This is a genomic window from Kitasatospora sp. NPDC057518 (genome assembly GCF_042802075.1).
Lineage (GTDB): Bacteria > Actinomycetota > Actinomycetes > Streptomycetales > Streptomycetaceae > Kitasatospora.
On record NZ_JBHVEU010000196.1, the window covers coordinates 1 to 15,977 of the forward strand.

At 75.3% G+C, this 15,977-nt stretch carries 12 protein-coding genes; 7 read left to right on the forward strand and 5 right to left on the reverse strand.

Going from position 1 to position 15,977, the window contains the following annotated elements; translation table 11 throughout:
* The first annotated feature begins 144 nt into the window (after positions 1-144).
* On the forward strand, positions 145-1,173 hold the full coding sequence (locus ACFU7Z_RS20835; RefSeq protein WP_380778764.1) for a Rieske 2Fe-2S domain-containing protein: 1,029 nt from the start codon (positions 145-147) through the stop codon (positions 1,171-1,173).
* Between the two features lie 24 nt (positions 1,174-1,197).
* On the opposite strand, the gene ACFU7Z_RS20840 is transcribed toward ACFU7Z_RS20835, so the two are convergent.
* Both ACFU7Z_RS20840 and ACFU7Z_RS20845 read right to left on the reverse strand, forming a co-directional pair.
* Complete coding sequence (locus ACFU7Z_RS20840) at positions 1,198-1,407, reverse strand: hypothetical protein (RefSeq protein ID WP_049661234.1); 210 nt, start codon at positions 1,405-1,407, stop codon at positions 1,198-1,200.
* On the reverse strand, positions 1,404-2,876 hold the full coding sequence (locus ACFU7Z_RS20845; RefSeq protein WP_380778766.1) for a PspC domain-containing protein: 1,473 nt from the start codon (positions 2,874-2,876) through the stop codon (positions 1,404-1,406). Before ACFU7Z_RS20845 ends, ACFU7Z_RS20840 begins: the two co-directional genes overlap by 4 nt.
* A 134-nt stretch (positions 2,877-3,010) precedes the next feature.
* Between ACFU7Z_RS20845 and ACFU7Z_RS20850 the strand changes: the two genes are divergently transcribed.
* The 3 genes from ACFU7Z_RS20850 (at position 3,011) to pcrA (ending at position 7,871) form a co-directional block, all read left to right on the forward strand.
* On the forward strand, positions 3,011-4,474 hold the full coding sequence (locus tag ACFU7Z_RS20850) for a PspC domain-containing protein (protein ID WP_380717728.1): 1,464 nt from the start codon (positions 3,011-3,013) through the stop codon (positions 4,472-4,474).
* A complete protein-coding gene (locus tag ACFU7Z_RS20855) occupies positions 4,467-5,144 on the forward strand; it encodes a response regulator transcription factor (RefSeq protein WP_049658372.1) in 678 nt (225 codons plus the stop codon). The genes ACFU7Z_RS20850 and ACFU7Z_RS20855 overlap by 8 nt, the downstream gene beginning before the upstream one ends.
* 99 nt (positions 5,145-5,243) lie before the next feature.
* On the forward strand, positions 5,244-7,871 hold the full coding sequence (gene pcrA, locus ACFU7Z_RS20860) for a DNA helicase PcrA (protein WP_380778768.1): 2,628 nt from the start codon (positions 5,244-5,246) through the stop codon (positions 7,869-7,871).
* Positions 7,872-7,911: 40 nt separating this feature from the next.
* Here the strand turns inward: pcrA and ACFU7Z_RS20865 are convergent, their stop codons facing one another.
* Complete coding sequence (locus ACFU7Z_RS20865; protein ID WP_380778770.1) at positions 7,912-8,703, reverse strand: M23 family metallopeptidase; 792 nt, start codon at positions 8,701-8,703, stop codon at positions 7,912-7,914.
* A 347-nt stretch (positions 8,704-9,050) separates the two neighbouring features.
* Between ACFU7Z_RS20865 and ACFU7Z_RS20870 the strand changes: the two genes are divergently transcribed.
* Positions 9,051-9,455, forward strand: a complete 405-nt coding sequence (locus tag ACFU7Z_RS20870) for a cobalamin B12-binding domain-containing protein (protein ID WP_049660544.1) — start codon at positions 9,051-9,053, stop codon at positions 9,453-9,455.
* Positions 9,456-9,558: 103 nt separating this feature from the next.
* Here ACFU7Z_RS20870 and ACFU7Z_RS20875 read toward each other — a convergent pair whose 3' ends face one another.
* Together ACFU7Z_RS20875 and ACFU7Z_RS20880 are read right to left on the reverse strand one after the other, a co-directional pair.
* Positions 9,559-11,154 carry a DUF5691 domain-containing protein gene (locus ACFU7Z_RS20875; RefSeq protein ID WP_380778772.1) on the reverse strand — a complete coding sequence of 532 codons (1,596 nt, stop codon included), beginning with the start codon at positions 11,152-11,154 and terminating at the stop codon, positions 9,559-9,561.
* A gap of 235 nt (positions 11,155-11,389) precedes the next feature.
* The gene (locus ACFU7Z_RS20880; protein ID WP_380778774.1) at positions 11,390-12,685 is read right to left on the reverse strand and encodes an SWIM zinc finger family protein; all 1,296 of its coding nucleotides are present in this window, start codon (positions 12,683-12,685) and stop codon (positions 11,390-11,392) included.
* 179 nt (positions 12,686-12,864) lie between these two features.
* Between ACFU7Z_RS20880 and ACFU7Z_RS20885 the strand changes: the two genes are divergently transcribed.
* Entirely contained in the window at positions 12,865-13,947 is a 1,083-nt protein-coding gene (locus ACFU7Z_RS20885; RefSeq protein ID WP_380778777.1) for an AAA family ATPase, read from the forward strand.
* Positions 13,944-15,977: DUF5682 family protein (locus tag ACFU7Z_RS20890; RefSeq protein ID WP_380778779.1), on the forward strand; the 2,034-nt coding region annotated here is incomplete at its 3' end. The genes ACFU7Z_RS20885 and ACFU7Z_RS20890, both read left to right, overlap by 4 nt.

Here is a 15,977-nt window from a genome sequence, read left to right on the forward strand (position 1 = left end):
GTACTGAAGGGAGCGACGGCGCGGCCGTTTCGCGGTGCGGGCGCCGCTCTCCGGGAGGGACCTCCCACCGAAAGCGGTCGGGAGCGGGCAGAATGCGGACCGGACCTGTCAGGGAGTGGCGGGCGGCGAGGGAAGGTGTGAGGGATGTCGGAGGCCAGCAACCCGGTGCCGGCCGGTGGGGGAGCGGCCGGCCGGGCCGCCCGGGCGGCGCAGCGGAGGGCGCTCGCGTCCAGGTACGCGCTGCTGCCCCTGCGGCTCTTCCTCGGCGTCACGTTCGTCTACGCCGCCCTCGACAAGCTCTCCGACGCCCACTTCCTGGCCGGAGCGGGCGACCCGGCCTCCTTCGTCTCGCAGACCCAGGCCGCCAAGGCGGGCGGCAGCCCGATCTCCTTCCTGCTCGGCCCCGCCCTCGACCACCCGACCCTGTTCGCGCTCGCCATCGCCTTCGGCGAGCTGGCGGTGGGCCTCGGCACCCTGGTCGGCCTCTGGGGCCGGGCCGCCGCGCTCGGCGGCGCCCTGCTCAACCTCAGCCTGTGGCTGACCGTCAGCTGGAGCGTCTCGCCGTACTACCTCGGCAACGACCTGGCCTACCTGATGGCCTGGACGCCGCTGCTGCTGGCCGGCACGCCGTACCTGTCGGTGGACGGCTACCTGGCCCGCCGGGCCGGGCGGGACCGCGAGCGCGGGCTGGGCGAGGACCACGTCAAGCGCCGGGCCCTGGTGGACGGCGGGATCGCGGCCGTCGCGATCGGCGGGGCCGGGCTGATCACCGGCTCGCTGACCCGCACCTTCGGCCGGGACCGGACGGCCGCGCCCAAGCAGTCGGCGGCCCCGGCCTCCGGCGCCCCGGCCGCCACCGCCCCGGCCCCCGCGGTGCCCGCCGCGAGCGTGCCGGTCGGCGGCTCGGCCCAGGTCAAGGACCCGGCCACCGGGGACGCCGTCTACATCGTCCAGCCCAAGGCCGGCCAGTACTGCGCCTTCTCCGCCGTGTGCACCCACGCGGGCTGCGCCGTGGACGCGCCGAAGAACGGCCAGCTGTACTGCCCCTGCCACGGCTCCCGGTTCGACGCCGCGACCGGCGCGGTGGTCAACGGGCCGGCGGTCAAGCCGCTGCCCAGGTACGCCGTCAGCAAGGACGGGGACCGGCTGACCCTGGGCCCGCAGCAGAGCTGACGCCCCAGGGTCGGGCGGGGCGGGTCACTCCTCGCGGTCGGGCCGGCCGCGCCGGGCCACCGCCGCGACCGCGCCGGCCAGGCCGCCGACGCCGAGCACGATGAAGGTGACCGGGATGACGATCCGCCCGTTCACCGACTGGTCGTTGAGCGCCGCGACCAGGTAGAGCACGGCGATCACCGTGAACAGCGCGCCCGCGATCAGCGAGAACAGGTCGAGCCGGTGCTTCCTCACTGCTGGACCACCTTGATGTTGCCGAGCCCGATCCCGAGTTCGAGATTGAGGGTCCCCTTGGCCGGCTGCCCGTTGGCAGGGCCGATCAGGTAGGTGTGCCGCCCGGTGCCGTCACTCCGGTCACCGGGGAGGGCGACGTTGCCGAGGCCGATCCGGGTCACCAGGTTCACCGTCACGTCGTCCGGCACGGTGACGGTCATGTCGCCGACGCCGAGGTCGACCTTGGTGGCGAGGGCGGCCCCGGCCGGGTCGAGTCCGGACAGGTCCAGCCTGATCTCCCCGGCGCCCAGGTTGTACCGGTCGTGCAGGTCGGACGCCGAGGCGACGGTCCAGGCGCGGTCGCCCACCGCGTCGCGCACGGAGTCCGGCGAGTGGCCGACGAAGGCCAGCGCCAGGGTGAGCAGCAGACCGGTCACCGCCAGCCGCCGGGCCCGGCCGAACTTCGCGCCGACCAGCAGCGTCAGGCCCACCACCAGCAGCGCGGTGGCCAGCACCGTCGCGCTCAGCACGGTGGGGTTGTGGCCGCGGTCGACGGAGGCGGACCAGACCGCGGCGGCGGCGCCGATCGCCAGCAGGAAGCCGAAGAAGCCGAGCGCCGAGCGCTCCCGGGGGCGCCGTGCGGCGGCGGCCTCGGGGCGGCGCTTCGCGCCCTCCTTGCGCAGCGGGTCGCCCTCCGGCAGGTCGGCGCGCTGCCACCAGGGCTGGGCCGGGGTGCCGGCCGGCGGCACCGGGGTGCCGTACGGCGGGGTCGGCGTGCCGTACGGCGGGGTCGGCGTGCCGTGGGGCGGGGTCGGGGCGGCCGGGGCGGTGGCCCCGTACGGGTTGCGCTCCGGGTGGCGCGGGTCCCACAGGTAGCCGCCGGCGCCGTCGGCGGGGGCCTTCCCGGCGGCCCGGGCGGACCCGTCCTGCTCCGGCCGCGGCCAGCGGTAGGCCCCGGCACCGTCCGCGGCGGTGCCGCCGGTGCCCTCGGACCCGGGGAAGTGGCGGTCGTACGGGCCGCCGTTCCGGTGCTCGCGCCCCCGGCCCCGGCGGCGGTCCGGGTCGTAGCGCACCGCCAGGAAGACCAGGGCGGCGAGCAGCAGCAGCGGGAACAGCTGGCCGCCGTCGCCCATCGAGGAGAAGAACACCCCGGTGCCGATCACGGTCAGCAGCACCGCGCCGACCGACTGGCCGTCCACCCGCCCGGTCAGCACCCGCTGGAGCTCGGTGCGCCCGCCGCGGCCCTTGGCCCCGTCGTCGGTCGGGACGATCAGCCAGGCCAGGCCGTACAGGAACAGCCCGAGGCCGCCGGAGAGGCAGAGCACCACCGTGACGACCCGGAAGACCACCGGGTCGATGTCCAGGTGCCGGCCGAGGCCGCCGCAGACGCCGGCCACCACGCGGTGGTGCTCGGTCCTGGTCAGTGGCGGGCGGTCCGGTTCCGGCGGGGCGGCGGGCCCGGTTTCCTCGATGCGGGGGTCCTCGGTCATGGACACCATCCTTCCGGCAGAGGACCGCCCGGCCCAACCGGGTCGAGCCCTGTCCGTACCCTGACTTGTCCCTGATACGGGATGGGGACACACCCTGATGCGCCCGCGGGTGCCCGCGTGGAACCATCGGTGGCGTGGCAGCCCCCGGTACCGATCCCCGATCCATCGCCCCCGACACCGCGTCGTCGGCCGGCGCCGACCCGAGCGCGCCCGACGACGGGCGGCCGCCCTACCGCCGGCTCTACCGCAGCCCGCAGGGACGGATGCTGGGCGGCGTCGCGCACGGCCTGGCGGTGCACCTCGGGCTGCCGGTGCGGTGGGTGCGGATCGCCTTCGTCGTGCTGTTCTTCGCGCAGGGGATCGGCGCGCTGCTGTACGCCGCCTTCTGGTTCGTGGTGCCGATCGGCATCGGCGAGCCCTCGCAGCGCGCCGGCGCCCAGTGGGTGTACTTCAACGGGGCGTTCGTCCCGGCCTCGCCGGGGGTGCAGGGCGGCCTGCTGAGCAAGGCCGGCCAGGCCGGCGGCTGGGTGGGCCGGATGCGCCGGCTGCTCCAGCTCACCCTGCAGGGCGAGCCGGTGGGCGCCCCGGCGGAGGGGGAGGAGGCCGAGTCGGCCGGCAAGGCCGGGCAAGGCGGCCTCGGCCAGCTCGCCGCCCTGGTGATGACGGTGGTCGGCGTGATCGCCCTGCTCAACGTGCTCGGCTGGCAGACCGCCAAGCCGTACACCTGGCCGCTGCTGGCGATCGGCGTCGGCGTGGCGCTGGTCTGGCGGCAGGCCGACGACTCGCGCTGGCAGCGCTGGTTCGGCATCGAGGAGGGCGAGAAGCGGCGCGGCGCCTACACCCGGGTCGGCGCCGGCGTGCTGCTCGCGGTCGCGGGCACCATCGCGCTGCTCGCCATGCAGGGCAGCGGCTCCACCCTCGCCTCGGTGATCGAGGCCTCGCTCGCCGTGCTGGCCGGTGTGCTGGTGCTGCTCGGCCCGTACGGCCTGCGGCTCTGGCAGGACCTCGGGGCCGAGCGCACCGCCCGCATCCGGGCCCAGGAGCGCGCCGAGATCGCCGCGCACATCCACGACTCCGTGCTGCACACCCTGACCCTGATCCAGCGCCGGGCCGAGGACCCCAAGGAGGTGCTGCGGCTGGCCCGCTCGCAGGAGCGCGAGCTGCGGCTGTGGCTGTACCGCCCGGAGGCCGCCGCCGAGGCGGCGCCGGACACCATGGCGGAGAGCCTGCGGGCCGCCGTCGCCGAGGTCGAGGACCGGCACGGCGTCCCGGTCGAGCTGGTGATCGTCGGCGACTGCCCGATGGACGAGCGGATCGCGGCCCAGATGCAGGCCGCGAGGGAGGCGACCGTCAACGCGGCCAAGTACGGTGGCGGGGGACCGGTCCAGGTCTATGCCGAGGTCGAGGGGAGGACGGTGTCGGTGTTCGTCCGCGACCACGGCCCCGGCTTCGACCCCGACACGGTGCCCGAGGACCGGATGGGCGTACGGGAGTCGATCATCGGCCGGATGAAGCGCAACGGCGGCACCGCACGGGTGCGGCCGGCGGCGGGCGGCGGCACCGAGGTCGAGCTGGAGATGGAGAGAACGAATGACTGAGGCAGCTCCGGAGCGCACGGCCCGGGTCGTGCTGGTGGACGACCACCGGATGTTCCGGACGGGGGTCAGGGCCGAGATCGGCCGCACCGAGGTGACCGGCATCGACGTGGTCGGCGAGGCCGACGACGTGGACTCGGCGGTCCGGGTGGTCGCCGAGACCAGGCCGGACGTGGTGCTGCTCGACGTCCACCTGCCGGGCGGCGGCGGCGTCGAGGTGCTGCGCCGCTCGGTCGGGGTGATGGGCGAGCAGGGCGGGGTGAAGTTCCTGGCGCTGTCGGTGTCGGACGCCGCCGACGACGTCATCGGCGTCATCCGCGGCGGCGCGCGCGGCTACGTCACCAAGACCATCACCGGCACCGACCTGGTGAACGCGATCTTCCGGATCGCCGACGGCGACGCGGTGTTCTCGCCCCGGCTCGCCGGCTTCGTGCTGGACGCCTTCGCCGCCACCGACACCCCGCCGGTGGACGAGGACCTGGACCGGCTCACCCAGCGCGAGCGCGAGGTCCTGCGGCTGATCGCCCGCGGCTACGCCTACAAGGAGATCGCCAAGCAGCTCTTCATCTCGGTGAAGACGGTCGAGAGCCACGTCTCCGCCGTCCTGCGCAAGCTCCAGCTCAGCAACCGCCACGAGCTGACCCGCTGGGCCACCGCCCGCCGCCTGGTCTGAGGCACCCCGGCGTCCTGGGGCGCCGCCACGGAGCCCGCCCGCCCCGGATCGTCCGGGGCGGGAGGGCTTGTCGGTGGGTGGCCATAGACTCGATGTGCCATGAGTAGCCTCTTTGACGACCTTCCGCTCCCCGGTTTCGAGGCACCCGCCGCCGGGTCGAAGCAGCCCGACGCGCCCGTCGACGCCATCGGTGAGGAGCCCCCGCCGTACGAGGAGGAGGCCCCGTACGACGCGTACGAGGAGGCCATCCCGGACGGCCTGTTCCAGACCGACCACGCCGCCGAGGCGGAGCGGGACGCCTGGTACCGCAACGGTGCCGCGCGGACGGTGGTGGACCCGGCGCAGCTGCTGGAGGGGATGAACGACCCGCAGCGCGAGGCGGTGCTGCACGCGGGCTCGCCGCTGCTGATCGTGGCCGGCGCCGGCTCGGGCAAGACCCGGGTGCTGACCCACCGGATCGCCCACCTGCTGGGCGCCCGCGGGGTGCAGCCGGGGGAGATCCTGGCGATCACCTTCACCAACAAGGCGGCCGGCGAGATGCGCGAGCGCGTCGAGGCGCTGGTCGGCCCGCGCGCCCGGGCGATGTGGGTCTCCACCTTCCACAGCGCCTGCGTGCGCATCCTGCGCCGCGAGTCCAAGCAGCTGGGCTTCACCTCCAGCTTCTCGATCTACGACTCGGCCGACTCGCAGCGGCTGATGTCGCTGGTCTGCCGCGACCTCGACCTCGACCCGAAGCAGTTCCCGCCGAAGTCGTTCACGGCGAAGGTCAGCAACCTCAAGAACGAGCTGATCGACGAGGAGACCTTCGCCGACCAGGCCGCCAACCCGATGGAGAAGAAGCTCGCCGAGGCGTACGCGCTCTACCAGCGGCGGCTGCGCGAGGCCAACGCGCTGGACTTCGACGACATCATCATGACGACGGTGAACCTGCTGCAGGCCTTCCCCGACGTCGCCGAGCACTACCGGCGCCGGTTCCGGCACATCCTGGTCGACGAGTACCAGGACACCAACCACGCCCAGTACATGCTGGTCCGGGAGCTCAGCGGAGGATCCGTCGCCGCCGCGCCCAGGCGCACCGTGGACGGCGAGCTGGTGAACCCGGCGGCCGGGCGGCTGGCCGAGGTGCCGCCGGCCGAGCTGTGCGTGGTCGGTGACGCGGACCAGTCGATCTACGCCTTCCGCGGCGCGACCATCCGCAACATCCTCCAGTTCGAGGAGGACTATCCGAACGCGACCACGATCCTGCTGGAGCAGAACTACCGCTCCACCCAGACCATCCTGAGCGCCGCCAACGCCGTCATCGAGCGCAACGCCAACCGCCGCGAGAAGAAGCTGTGGACGGCCGGGGACCACGGCGAGAAGGTCGTCGGCTACGTCGCGGACGACGAGCACGGCGAGGCCCAGTTCATCGCCGACGAGATCGACCGGCTCACCGACAAGGGCGAGGCCAAGCCCGGCGACGTCGCGATCTTCTACCGGACCAACGCCCAGTCCCGTGTGTTCGAGGAGGTGTTCATCCGGGTCGGCCTGCCGTACAAGGTCGTCGGCGGGGTGCGCTTCTACGAGCGCAAGGAGGTCCGGGACGTCCTGGCGTACCTGCGGGTGCTCTCCAACCCGGAGGACACCGTGCCGCTGCGCCGGATCCTCAACGTGCCCAAGCGCGGCATCGGCGAGCGGGCCGAGGCGATGATCGACGCGCTGGCCTCGCGGGAGCGGATCTCCTTCGCCCAGGCGCTGGTGCGGGTCGACGAGGCGTACGGGATGGCCGCGCGCTCGGCCAACGCCGTCAAGAAGTTCAACACCCTGATGGCCGGACTGCGCCAGGTGGTCGAGTCGGGCGCGGGCCCGGCGGCGGTGCTGGAGGCCGTCCTGGAGGAGACCGGCTACCTGGCCGAGCTCCAGGCCTCCACCGACCCGCAGGACGAGACCCGGGTGGAGAACCTCCAGGAGCTCGCCTCCGTCGCCCTGGAGTACGAGCAGGACCCGGGCGAGCGGCCGGACGCCGACGAGGAGGGCACGCCGCCGGTCGGCTCGCTGGCCGACTTCCTGGAGCGGGTCGCACTGGTCGCCGACTCGGACCAGATCCCGGACGACGACGAGGACGGGCAGGGCGTCATCACGATGATGACCCTGCACACCGCCAAGGGCCTGGAGTTCCCCGTCGTCTTCCTGACCGGCATGGAGGACGGGATCTTCCCGCACATGCGGGCGCTCAACCAGGTCAAGGAGCTGGAGGAGGAGCGCCGGCTCGCGTACGTCGGGCTCACCCGGGCCCGCGAGCGGCTGTACCTGACCCGCTCGGTGCTGCGCAGCGCCTGGGGGCAGCCGGCCTACAACCCGGCCTCGCGGTTCCTGGAGGAGATCCCGGAGACGCTGGTGGAGTGGAAGCGCACCGGGGCGGCCCAGGCGCCGGTCCAGCGCGGCTACTCCTCGGGCTCGTCCTGGGGCAAGTCCTCCTCCGGGGGCGGGAGTTCGCGTTCCTCCTCGTCGGCCGCGGCGGCCAAGCCGAAGGCCGGCTGGGGGCAGTCGGCGCGGCGCGGCGGCCAGCTGGTGGAGCGCGAGGCGGTCTCGCTCGCGGTCGGCGACCGGGTCACCCACGACAGCTTCGGGCTGGGCACGGTGGTGGCCGTCACGGGCGTCGGCGACCGGGCGCAGGCCACCGTCGACTTCGGCACCGACGGGCGCAAGCAGCTGCTGCTGCGCTACGCGCCGGTGGAGAAGCTCTGAGCGGCGGAGCAGCTCTGCCCCGCGGAGCTGCTCCGACCCGCTAGCGCGGGTCCAGCCCGTTCGAGAGGAGCCAGGGCAGCGGGTCGATCGGCCCGTTGCCCTGCGGCCGGATCTCGAAGTGCAGGTGCGGGCCGGTGCTGTTGCCGCTGCTGCCGACGAAGGCGATCACGTCGCCCTGCTTCACCGGGCCCTTGCGCACCTTGTACGCCCGCAGGTGGCAGTACCAGGCCTCGGTGCCGTCGGGCATCTTGAGGATCGTCATGTAGCCGTAGAACGGGTTCCACTGGGTGCGGATCGTGCCGTCGGTCACGGCGTAGACCTCGGAGCCGCCGTCCACCGGGAAGTCGATGCCGGTGTGCCGGTTGGCCCAGTGGGTGCCGGCCTCGCCGAACAGTTCGCCGAGGCCGTGCCGGGCGACCGGCATGACCACCGTGGGCTTGACCGGTTCGGGGGCGGGCTCGGCGGTGGGCTGCGCGGTGGGGGCCTCGGTGGGCTGGGCGCCGGCCAGCGGCTGGCGGGCGTCGCCGCGCGAGGCCTGGGCCGGTGCGCCGGCCGCGAGCGCCTGGGTCGCCGCGTGCGCGGCCGCGGTGTCCGGCGCCGTGGCCTGCGGCGTCCGTCCGGCGGCCTGGGCGTGCTGCTGGTCGGCCTCCCCCTGCACGGTGACCGCCGCGGCGGCGGCCACCCCGAGCGCGGCCACCGACGGCAGCGCGACCCGGAACAGGGCCGTCCGGGTGGCCGCCTTGGCGGCGCCGCGGCGCTGGGCGCGGGACTGCTCGCGGGCGGCGAGGCGCAGCTCCGCGCGGGTCGGACGGGCGGCTGCATCGGGAGCCATCGGGGGCTGCCTCCTCGGTGGGCCTCGGGCGTCGTCGGACGAGGGGAGAACAGCCGTGACTGTAGTCCCAAGGGCAGCCGTGACTGTAGTCCCATGGGCGACGCCCCGGAAAAACCTCCGGATGTCAAGGGGTCGGCCGGGGGGTCTGTGCGGAGGTTGCGGGAAGGACGGGTATACCCGCTGGTAGCAAGGCCCGGAGCTGTGACTTTGCCCTCCTCTTCGGAGGCGGCGCGGTCAACCGTGCCGGGGGGCGCTAACCTCCCCTCAGGTTGGTTATCGACCGTTAACCGCGCCGGCGGCCCACGAGGCCCGGTCGGATGGTGGACGACGAGGTCCAGGAGGCAGTCATGAGTGTGTCGGGGCCGATCCGTGTGGTGGTCGCCAAGCCCGGGCTCGACGGTCACGACCGTGGTGCCAAGGTCATCGCGCGAGCCCTGCGCGACGCCGGTATGGAGGTCATCTACACCGGACTGCACCAGACGCCCGAGCAGGTCGTCGACACCGCGATCCAGGAGGACGCGGACGGCATCGGGCTGTCGATCCTCTCCGGTGCCCATATGACGCTGTGCGCCCGGGTGTTGGAGCTGCTGAAGGAGCGCGACGCGGAGGACATCAAGGTCTTCTGCGGGGGGATCATCCCGGACGAGGACATCGCCGAGCTCAAGGCGCTGGGCGTCGCGGACATCTTCACCCCGGGCACGCCGACCCGGGACGTGGTCGCCTGGGTCGAGTCGAACCTGCGGGCCGGCTGAGCCACGGCGCGTCGAGCGGGCCGGCCCTCCCGGGGGCCGGCCCGCTCCGTCGTCTCCGTCGTCTCCGTCGTCTCCGGAGGCGTACCGCGGGCCCGGCCCGCCCTCAGCCCGCCAGCTCCGCGAGCATCGCCGCCCGGAAGCGCAGGGTGCCGGCCAGCCGGGAGAAGGTCTCGGACCACGCGGAGTCCGGGGCGGCCCCGGCGGCCAGCTCCTCCACCGCGGCGGCCGTCTCCGGGGCGAGCGCGCGCTCCGTCATCCCGAGCACCCCGCTGTGGCTCCACGGGTACGCCCCGGAGGCCGCCGCGCGGGCCAGGGCGGTCACCACGGCGGTGGACAGCGGCGGCGTCCACGGGGTGGCGCAGGCGCCGAGCAGCTGGAAGGCCTCGCCCAGCCCGTGCACCGTGATGAACGCGGCCGTCCAGACCGCCCGCTCCTCCGGCGGGAGGACGGCCAGCAGCTTGGCCGGGGCGCCGGTGGTGCGCAGCGCGCGGGTCCGGGCGCCGCGCCCGGACGGGACCGGGGCCGGGCCGAGCAGCGCCCGGGCCCAGTCGGCGTCCTGCTGGCGGACGGCGGCCCGCGCCCAGGCCTCCCGCAGGTCGTCGGCCCAGCTGCTGCTGGTCTCGTCGATGCTGTCGCCGACCCGCAGGGCGAGCAGCTGCCCGGGCGTCAGCCCGGTGCTCTCCGGCCACAGCGACAGCGGTGCGGCGGCCACCAACTCGCCGAACCACCAGGCCCGTTCACCGCGCCCGGTGGGCGACTTGGGGGCGATCCCGTCGCGCTGCATCTGGGCGTCGCACGCGGTGGGCGGGGTGACCAGCAGGTGCGTGCCGGTGTCGGCGAGCCGGACGGCGGCCCGCGCCCGCTCGGCCATCCGGCGGGCCAGCGCGGAGCCGGGCAGGGTGGAGAGCAGCTCGGCGGCGGTGGCCCGGACGTTCTTGCTGCGGTCGCCGAGGGCGGCCTCCAGGAACGGTTCGTCGGCGGGGGAGAGGCCGTCCTGGAGGGCGTCCAGGAAGAGCAGGCGGTCCTCGGCGCGCTCGGTGGACCAGGTGCCGCGCAGCAGCTCCAGGCCGGCCGCGGGATCGCGGCGGCGCAGCTGCGTGAGGTGGGTGACCCGTTCGGCGAACAGGCCCTCGTGCCAGAGCCGGTCGTCGGCGGGCCGCTGCGGCAGCTCGGGGGCGGTGGTGCGCAGCACGAACCGCCAGTCGGGGTTCTGCTCGGCCAGCCAGCGGCCCGGCGGACCGGCCAACGCCACGGCGTCGGAGCGCAGTTCGCTGCGGGCGCGGGCGGCGTCGAGCAGGCCGGGGATCAGCGCGGCGGGCGGGCGCAGGCCGCTCGCCCCGGCGGTGGCGAGCCACTGCGGCAGCAGCTCGGACAGGTTGGCCAGGGTGCCGCCGGCGCCGGTGCCGCCGCCGGTGCGCCCCGAGAGCAGGACGGCCAGCCGGCGGGCGGCCGGCTCGGGCAGCTCCGGGCGGGCGTCCTCGGCCGCGGGCGGGCCGGGCGGCCCGTCGGCCGGTACGGGCAGCGCGCCGGCCCGGCGGCGGACGGCGGCCAGCGCGGCCAGCTCCAGCAGGGCGGTGGCCGGATCGCCCTGGTCCACGGCGTCGGCGAGCGGCAGGGCGGTGGCCGGGAGCGGACGGCGGTCGGTGCCGAGCAGGGCGCTGGTGTGCAGGGTCTCCCACGGGTCCTGGGTGATCGTCATTCCTGGTGCTCCTGGGCGTGTCTTGTGGGTTTTGTCGGATCAGGGCGCGGCGTTGGGGTGCGTGCATCGCAAGGCGGAGGAGGGAGCCACTGCGGTGGGGGCACCTCCCGGCCGAAGGCTGGGGGCCATTGGCGACCGACGACAACGCGGCGAGGTGCGCTTGTGCCCTGGGGGTACCTCCCGGCCGAAGGCTGGGGGAGCGTCGCGCGCCCGGCAGGGATCCACAAGACACGCCCTAAAGGTTGGTGAGGCCGACCGGGCGCTGGTCGGCGGCCCAGGTCGTGACCGGGGCGAAGCCCTGGTGGCCGTACTCGCCGAAGACCGTCAGCGGGCGGCCGGTGGAGACCGCGGCCAGCCGCCACAGCGCGGCCTCCGGGACGGCCGAGGCGCGGACCGGCACGGTGTGGTGGCCGTCCGTCAGGAACCAGCCGTCCGGGGTGCGGACCGGGACGACGTCGCCGAGCACGGTGGGCCGGCTCTCCAGCCACGGGTCGTCGGCGACGGCGGTGCCGTAGCCGGCCACCGCCTCGGCGACGGTGAGCCCGGCGGGCGGGCCGGCGGGGCCCGGCTCGGGGGCGCCGTAGCGCTCGCGGAGGTCGGCGCGCAGCGGGTGGGCGGCGGGGAAGTAGGCGAGGTCGGCCTCGACCAGGCGGCCGGTGGGCAGGGCGAGGGCGGGGGCCTGGCCCTGGTGGCCGAAGGAGAGCAGCAGGGCCGGGCGGCCGGTCTTGGCGCCGCGCAGCCAGACCCGGCGGGTGGTGAGCCGCTCGTCCGTGGTGTCCCGGGTGCCGAGGACCAGCCAGCGGTCGCGGACGGTGGGGCCGGCCGTGCCGGGGTCAGCGGGGAAGCCGACCCGGGTGCGGACGGTGGCGGCCAGTTCGGCCGGCAGTTCGTCCATCCGGGTGGCGGCGGTGGCGAGCAGGTGCAGCATGGCGTACTCCTCCAGCAGCCGCTCCTGCGGCAGCGCGTCCAGTTCGCGGACCCGGGCGGCCAGGCCGGGGGCCTGCGCGTCGACCATCCGGGCGGCGACCTCCTCCCAGGGGCCGGCGGTGGACTGGTCGGCCAGGCCGTGCCGGACCCGGTCGGCCAGCCGCAGCCGCAGCTCGGCGGCGCCGACCGCGACCTTGGCGCCGCGCTTCTCGAGCCGGCGCCGGGTGGCCTCCGGGTCCTCCTCCTTCTTCTCCGCGCGCTTCTCGGCGCGCTCCTGGCGGGAGGCGAGCCACTCGGAGACCCAGTCGGCGGGCTCGCCGGCCGGGACGGCCGCCGGGGTGCCGCTCCACAGCAGGAGGAGCCCGAGCGCGTGCTTGCACGGGAACTTCCGGCTGGGGCAGGTGCACTGGTAGGCGGGCGTGGCGAGTTCGATCGCGGTGCGGTACGGCGTGCGGCCGCTGCCCTTGCACTCGCCCCAGAGCGCGGTGCCGTCGGTGCCGGTGCCGGACCACGGCGCGGGCGCGGAGAGCTTGCCCGCGGCCTTCTGCGAGGCGGCGTCAGGTGCCAGGGACAGGACGTGTTCGGTGCTCCAGCGTTCCTCCATGCGACCGACCGTAGGCGGCGGCACTGACAGTGGCTGACGGACCGTCCGCAGCCCCCGGCGGGTTGTCAGTGGCTCGGTGCAGGGTTGGTTCCACAGGCCGGGACGCCGACCTGGCTCCCCCCGATCACCACTCCGCCCGGGGCACCCGTGTGCCCGGCGGCCGACCCGAAGGAGCCCCCATGACCGACGTTCTGCGGCAGCACGCCGAGGACGCGTTCGCCGGTGAACTGGCCGCGCTGGCCGCGCAGGACGACCGTCCGTGCCCCGAGCGCTGGAAGCTCTCGCCGTGGGCCGTGGCGACGTACCTGCTCGGCGGCGAACTGCCCGACGGCACCCGGATCACCCCCAAGTACATCGGCCCGCGCCGGATCGTCGAGGTCGCCGTGACGACCCTGGCGACGGACCGGGCGCTGCTGCTGCTCGGCGTGCCGGGCACCGCGAAGACCTGGGTGTCCGAGCACCTGGCCGCGGCGATCAGCGGCGACTCCACGATGCTGGTGCAGGGCACGGCCGGCACCCCCGAGGAGGCCGTCCGCTACGGCTGGAACTACGCGCAGCTGCTCACCAACGGGCCCAGCCGGGACGCCCTGGTGCCCTCGCCGCTGATGCGGGCGATGGCCGACGGGAAGATCGCCCGGGTCGAGGAGCTCACCCGCATCCCGGCCGACGTGCAGGACAGTCTGATCACCATCCTGTCCGAGAAGACGCTCCCGATACCGGAGTTGGGCGCCGAGACGCAGGCCGTACGCGGCTTCAACGTGATCGCCACCGCCAACGACCGCGACCGCGGCGTCAACGAGCTGTCCAGTGCGCTGCGCCGCCGCTTCAACACCGTGGTGCTGCCGCTGCCGGGCTCGCTGGACGAGGAGGTCGACATCGTCACCCGGCGGGTCGGCCAGCTCGGCCGCTCCCTGGACCTGCCCGAACTGCCCGGCGGCGCCGAGGAGATCAGGCGCGTGGTCACCGTCTTCCGCGAGCTGCGGGCCGGGATCACGGTGGACGGCCGGACGAAGGTCAAGACCCCGAGCGGCACCCTCTCCACCGCCGAGGCGATCTCGGTGGTGACCAACGGACTCGCGCTGGCCGCCCACTTCGGCGACGGCGTGCTGCGGGCCGGGGACGTGACGGCCGGCATCCTCGGCGCCGTCGTCCGGGACCCGGTGGCGGACCGGGCGGTCTGGCGCGAGTACGTCGAAGGAGTGGTGCGCGAGCGCGACGGCTGGAAGGACTTCTACCGCGCCGCCCGCGAGGTGACCGTATGACGAGCCCTGAGGTCGCCCTGCTGGGCATCCGCCACCACGGCCCCGGTTCGGCCCGGGCGGTGGCCGCCGCGCTGGCGCAGTGGCGGCCGGACGCGGTGCTGATCGAGGGCCCGCCGGAGGCCGACGCGATCGTCCACCTGGCGGCCGAGAAGGACCTGGTCCCGCCGGTGGCGCTGCTCGCCCACGCGGTGGACGACCCGGCGAAGGCCGCCTTCTGGCCGTACGCCGAGTTCTCCCCGGAGTGGGTGGCGATCCGGCACGCCGTGGACCACGACCTGCCGGTCCGCTTCATCGACCTGCCCGCCGCGTACGGCTTCGCGCCCGCCGATCCCGTCGATCCCGCCGTTCCTGCCGAGGACGGTGAGGCCGGCGACGCCGAGGAGGCCGGCGCCGAGGAGGCCGGTGCCGACCCGGTCGCCGACCCGCTGGCGCTGCTCGCCGAGGCGGCCGGGCACGACGACGCCGAGCGCTGGTGGGAGGACGTGGTCGAGCACCGCGCGCCCGGCACCGACGCGCTGGCGCCGTTCGCCGCCGTCGCCGAGGCGATGGGCGCGCTGCGCGCCGAGGGCCTCGGCGAGTCCCGCCGGGACCAGCTGCGCGAGGCGTACATGCGCCAGCAGATCCGTGCCGCCCGGCGCGCCGGGCACCTGCGGATCGCCGTGGTCTGCGGGGCCTTCCACGTCCCCGCGCTGGAGCGGATGCCCACCGTCGCCCACGACCGGGCGCTGCTCGCCGGGCTGCCGAAGAAGGTGCGCACGGACATCACCTGGGTGCCGTGGACGCACCGCCGGCTCTCCCAGGCCACCGGCTACGGCGCGGGCGTGCAGTCGCCCGGCTGGTACCACCACCTGTTCACCACCGACGGGGACCCGGTGCCGCGCTGGCTCACCCGGGCCGCCGACCTGCTGCGCGCCGAGGACCACCCGGTCTCCTCCGCGCACGTGATCGAGGCGGTCCGGCTCGCCGAGACCCTGGCCGTGCTGCGCGGCCGCCCGCTCGCGGGGCTGACCGAGACCCTGGACGCCGTGCGCGCGGTGCTCTGCGAGGGCTCGGACGTCGCCCTGGAGCTGGTCCGGGACCGCCTGGTGGTCGGCGACGCGCTCGGCGAGGTCCCGGACGCCGCACCGGCGGTGCCGCTCCAGCGCGACCTGACCCGCTTGCAGCGCTCGCTGCGGCTCAGGCCCGAGGCCGCGCCGAAGGACGTCGACCTCGACCTGCGCAAGGAGAACGACGCGGCCCGCTCCCGGCTGCTGCACCGGCTGCGGCTGCTGGGCGTGGACTGGGGCGTGCCCGCGCGCTCCTCGGTGAACTCGACCGGGACGTTCCGGGAGAGCTGGCGGCTGTGCTGGCAGCCCGAGTTCGCGGTCCGGATCGCCGAGGCCGCCCAGTGGGGCACCACGGTCGAGGAGGCGGCGGCCAACAAGGCCGTCGGCACCGCCCGGGCCGCCGAGGAACTCGCCGAACTGACCGGCCTGGTGGAGACCTGCCTGCTGGCCGGGCTGTCCGGCGCCCTGCCCGCCGTGATGCGGGTGCTCGCCGACTGCGCGGCCCTGGACACCGACGTCGCGCACCTCGCGGGCGCGCTGCCCGCCCTGGTCCGGGCGCTGCGCTACGGCGACGTGCGCGGCACCGACCACGGCGCGCTGGCCGGGGCGGCCTCGGGCCTGGCCGAGCGGATCTGCGTCGGGCTGCCGCCCGCCTGCGTCGGCCTGGACGCCGAGGGCGCGGCGACGATGCGCGGCCGCCTCGACGAGGTGCACGGCGCGATCGGCCTGCTGGCCGCCGATCCGGGCACCGCCGCCGACACCGCCGCCGCCACCGCCTCCGACGCCGTGCCGGAGCCCGACGGCCTGGCCGGCCTGGCCGACCGCTGGGCCGCCGCCCTGGGCTCGCTGGCCCGCCGCGAGCCGGCCGGCCGGCCCGACCCCGGACCCCCCCGCCTCCGGCGCGGCCGGGCAGTGCGCGAGCAGCTGGACCACGGCCGGCTCGACGCCGAGGGGGCCGGCCGGCGGCGCCGGCGGGGGGTGGCC

Bases quoted from the DNA above. Each gene is read 5' to 3' on its own strand.
- ACFU7Z_RS20880 (WP_380778774.1), bottom strand. From the start codon at position 12,685: ATGGAGGAACGCTGGAGCACCGAACACGTCCTGTCCCTGGCACCTGAC.
- ACFU7Z_RS20885 (WP_380778777.1), top strand. From the start codon at position 12,865: ATGACCGACGTTCTGCGGCAGCACGCCGAGGACGCGTTCGCCGGTGAA.
- pcrA (WP_380778768.1), top strand. From the start codon at position 5,244: ATGAGTAGCCTCTTTGACGACCTTCCGCTCCCCGGTTTCGAGGCACCC.
- ACFU7Z_RS20845 (WP_380778766.1), bottom strand. From the start codon at position 2,876: ATGACCGAGGACCCCCGCATCGAGGAAACCGGGCCCGCCGCCCCGCCG.
- ACFU7Z_RS20870 (WP_049660544.1), top strand. From the start codon at position 9,051: ATGAGTGTGTCGGGGCCGATCCGTGTGGTGGTCGCCAAGCCCGGGCTC.
- ACFU7Z_RS20835 (WP_380778764.1), top strand. From the start codon at position 145: ATGTCGGAGGCCAGCAACCCGGTGCCGGCCGGTGGGGGAGCGGCCGGC.
- ACFU7Z_RS20855 (WP_049658372.1), top strand. From the start codon at position 4,467: ATGACTGAGGCAGCTCCGGAGCGCACGGCCCGGGTCGTGCTGGTGGAC.
- ACFU7Z_RS20865 (WP_380778770.1), bottom strand. From the start codon at position 8,703: ATGGCTCCCGATGCAGCCGCCCGTCCGACCCGCGCGGAGCTGCGCCTC.
- ACFU7Z_RS20875 (WP_380778772.1), bottom strand. From the start codon at position 11,154: ATGACGATCACCCAGGACCCGTGGGAGACCCTGCACACCAGCGCCCTG.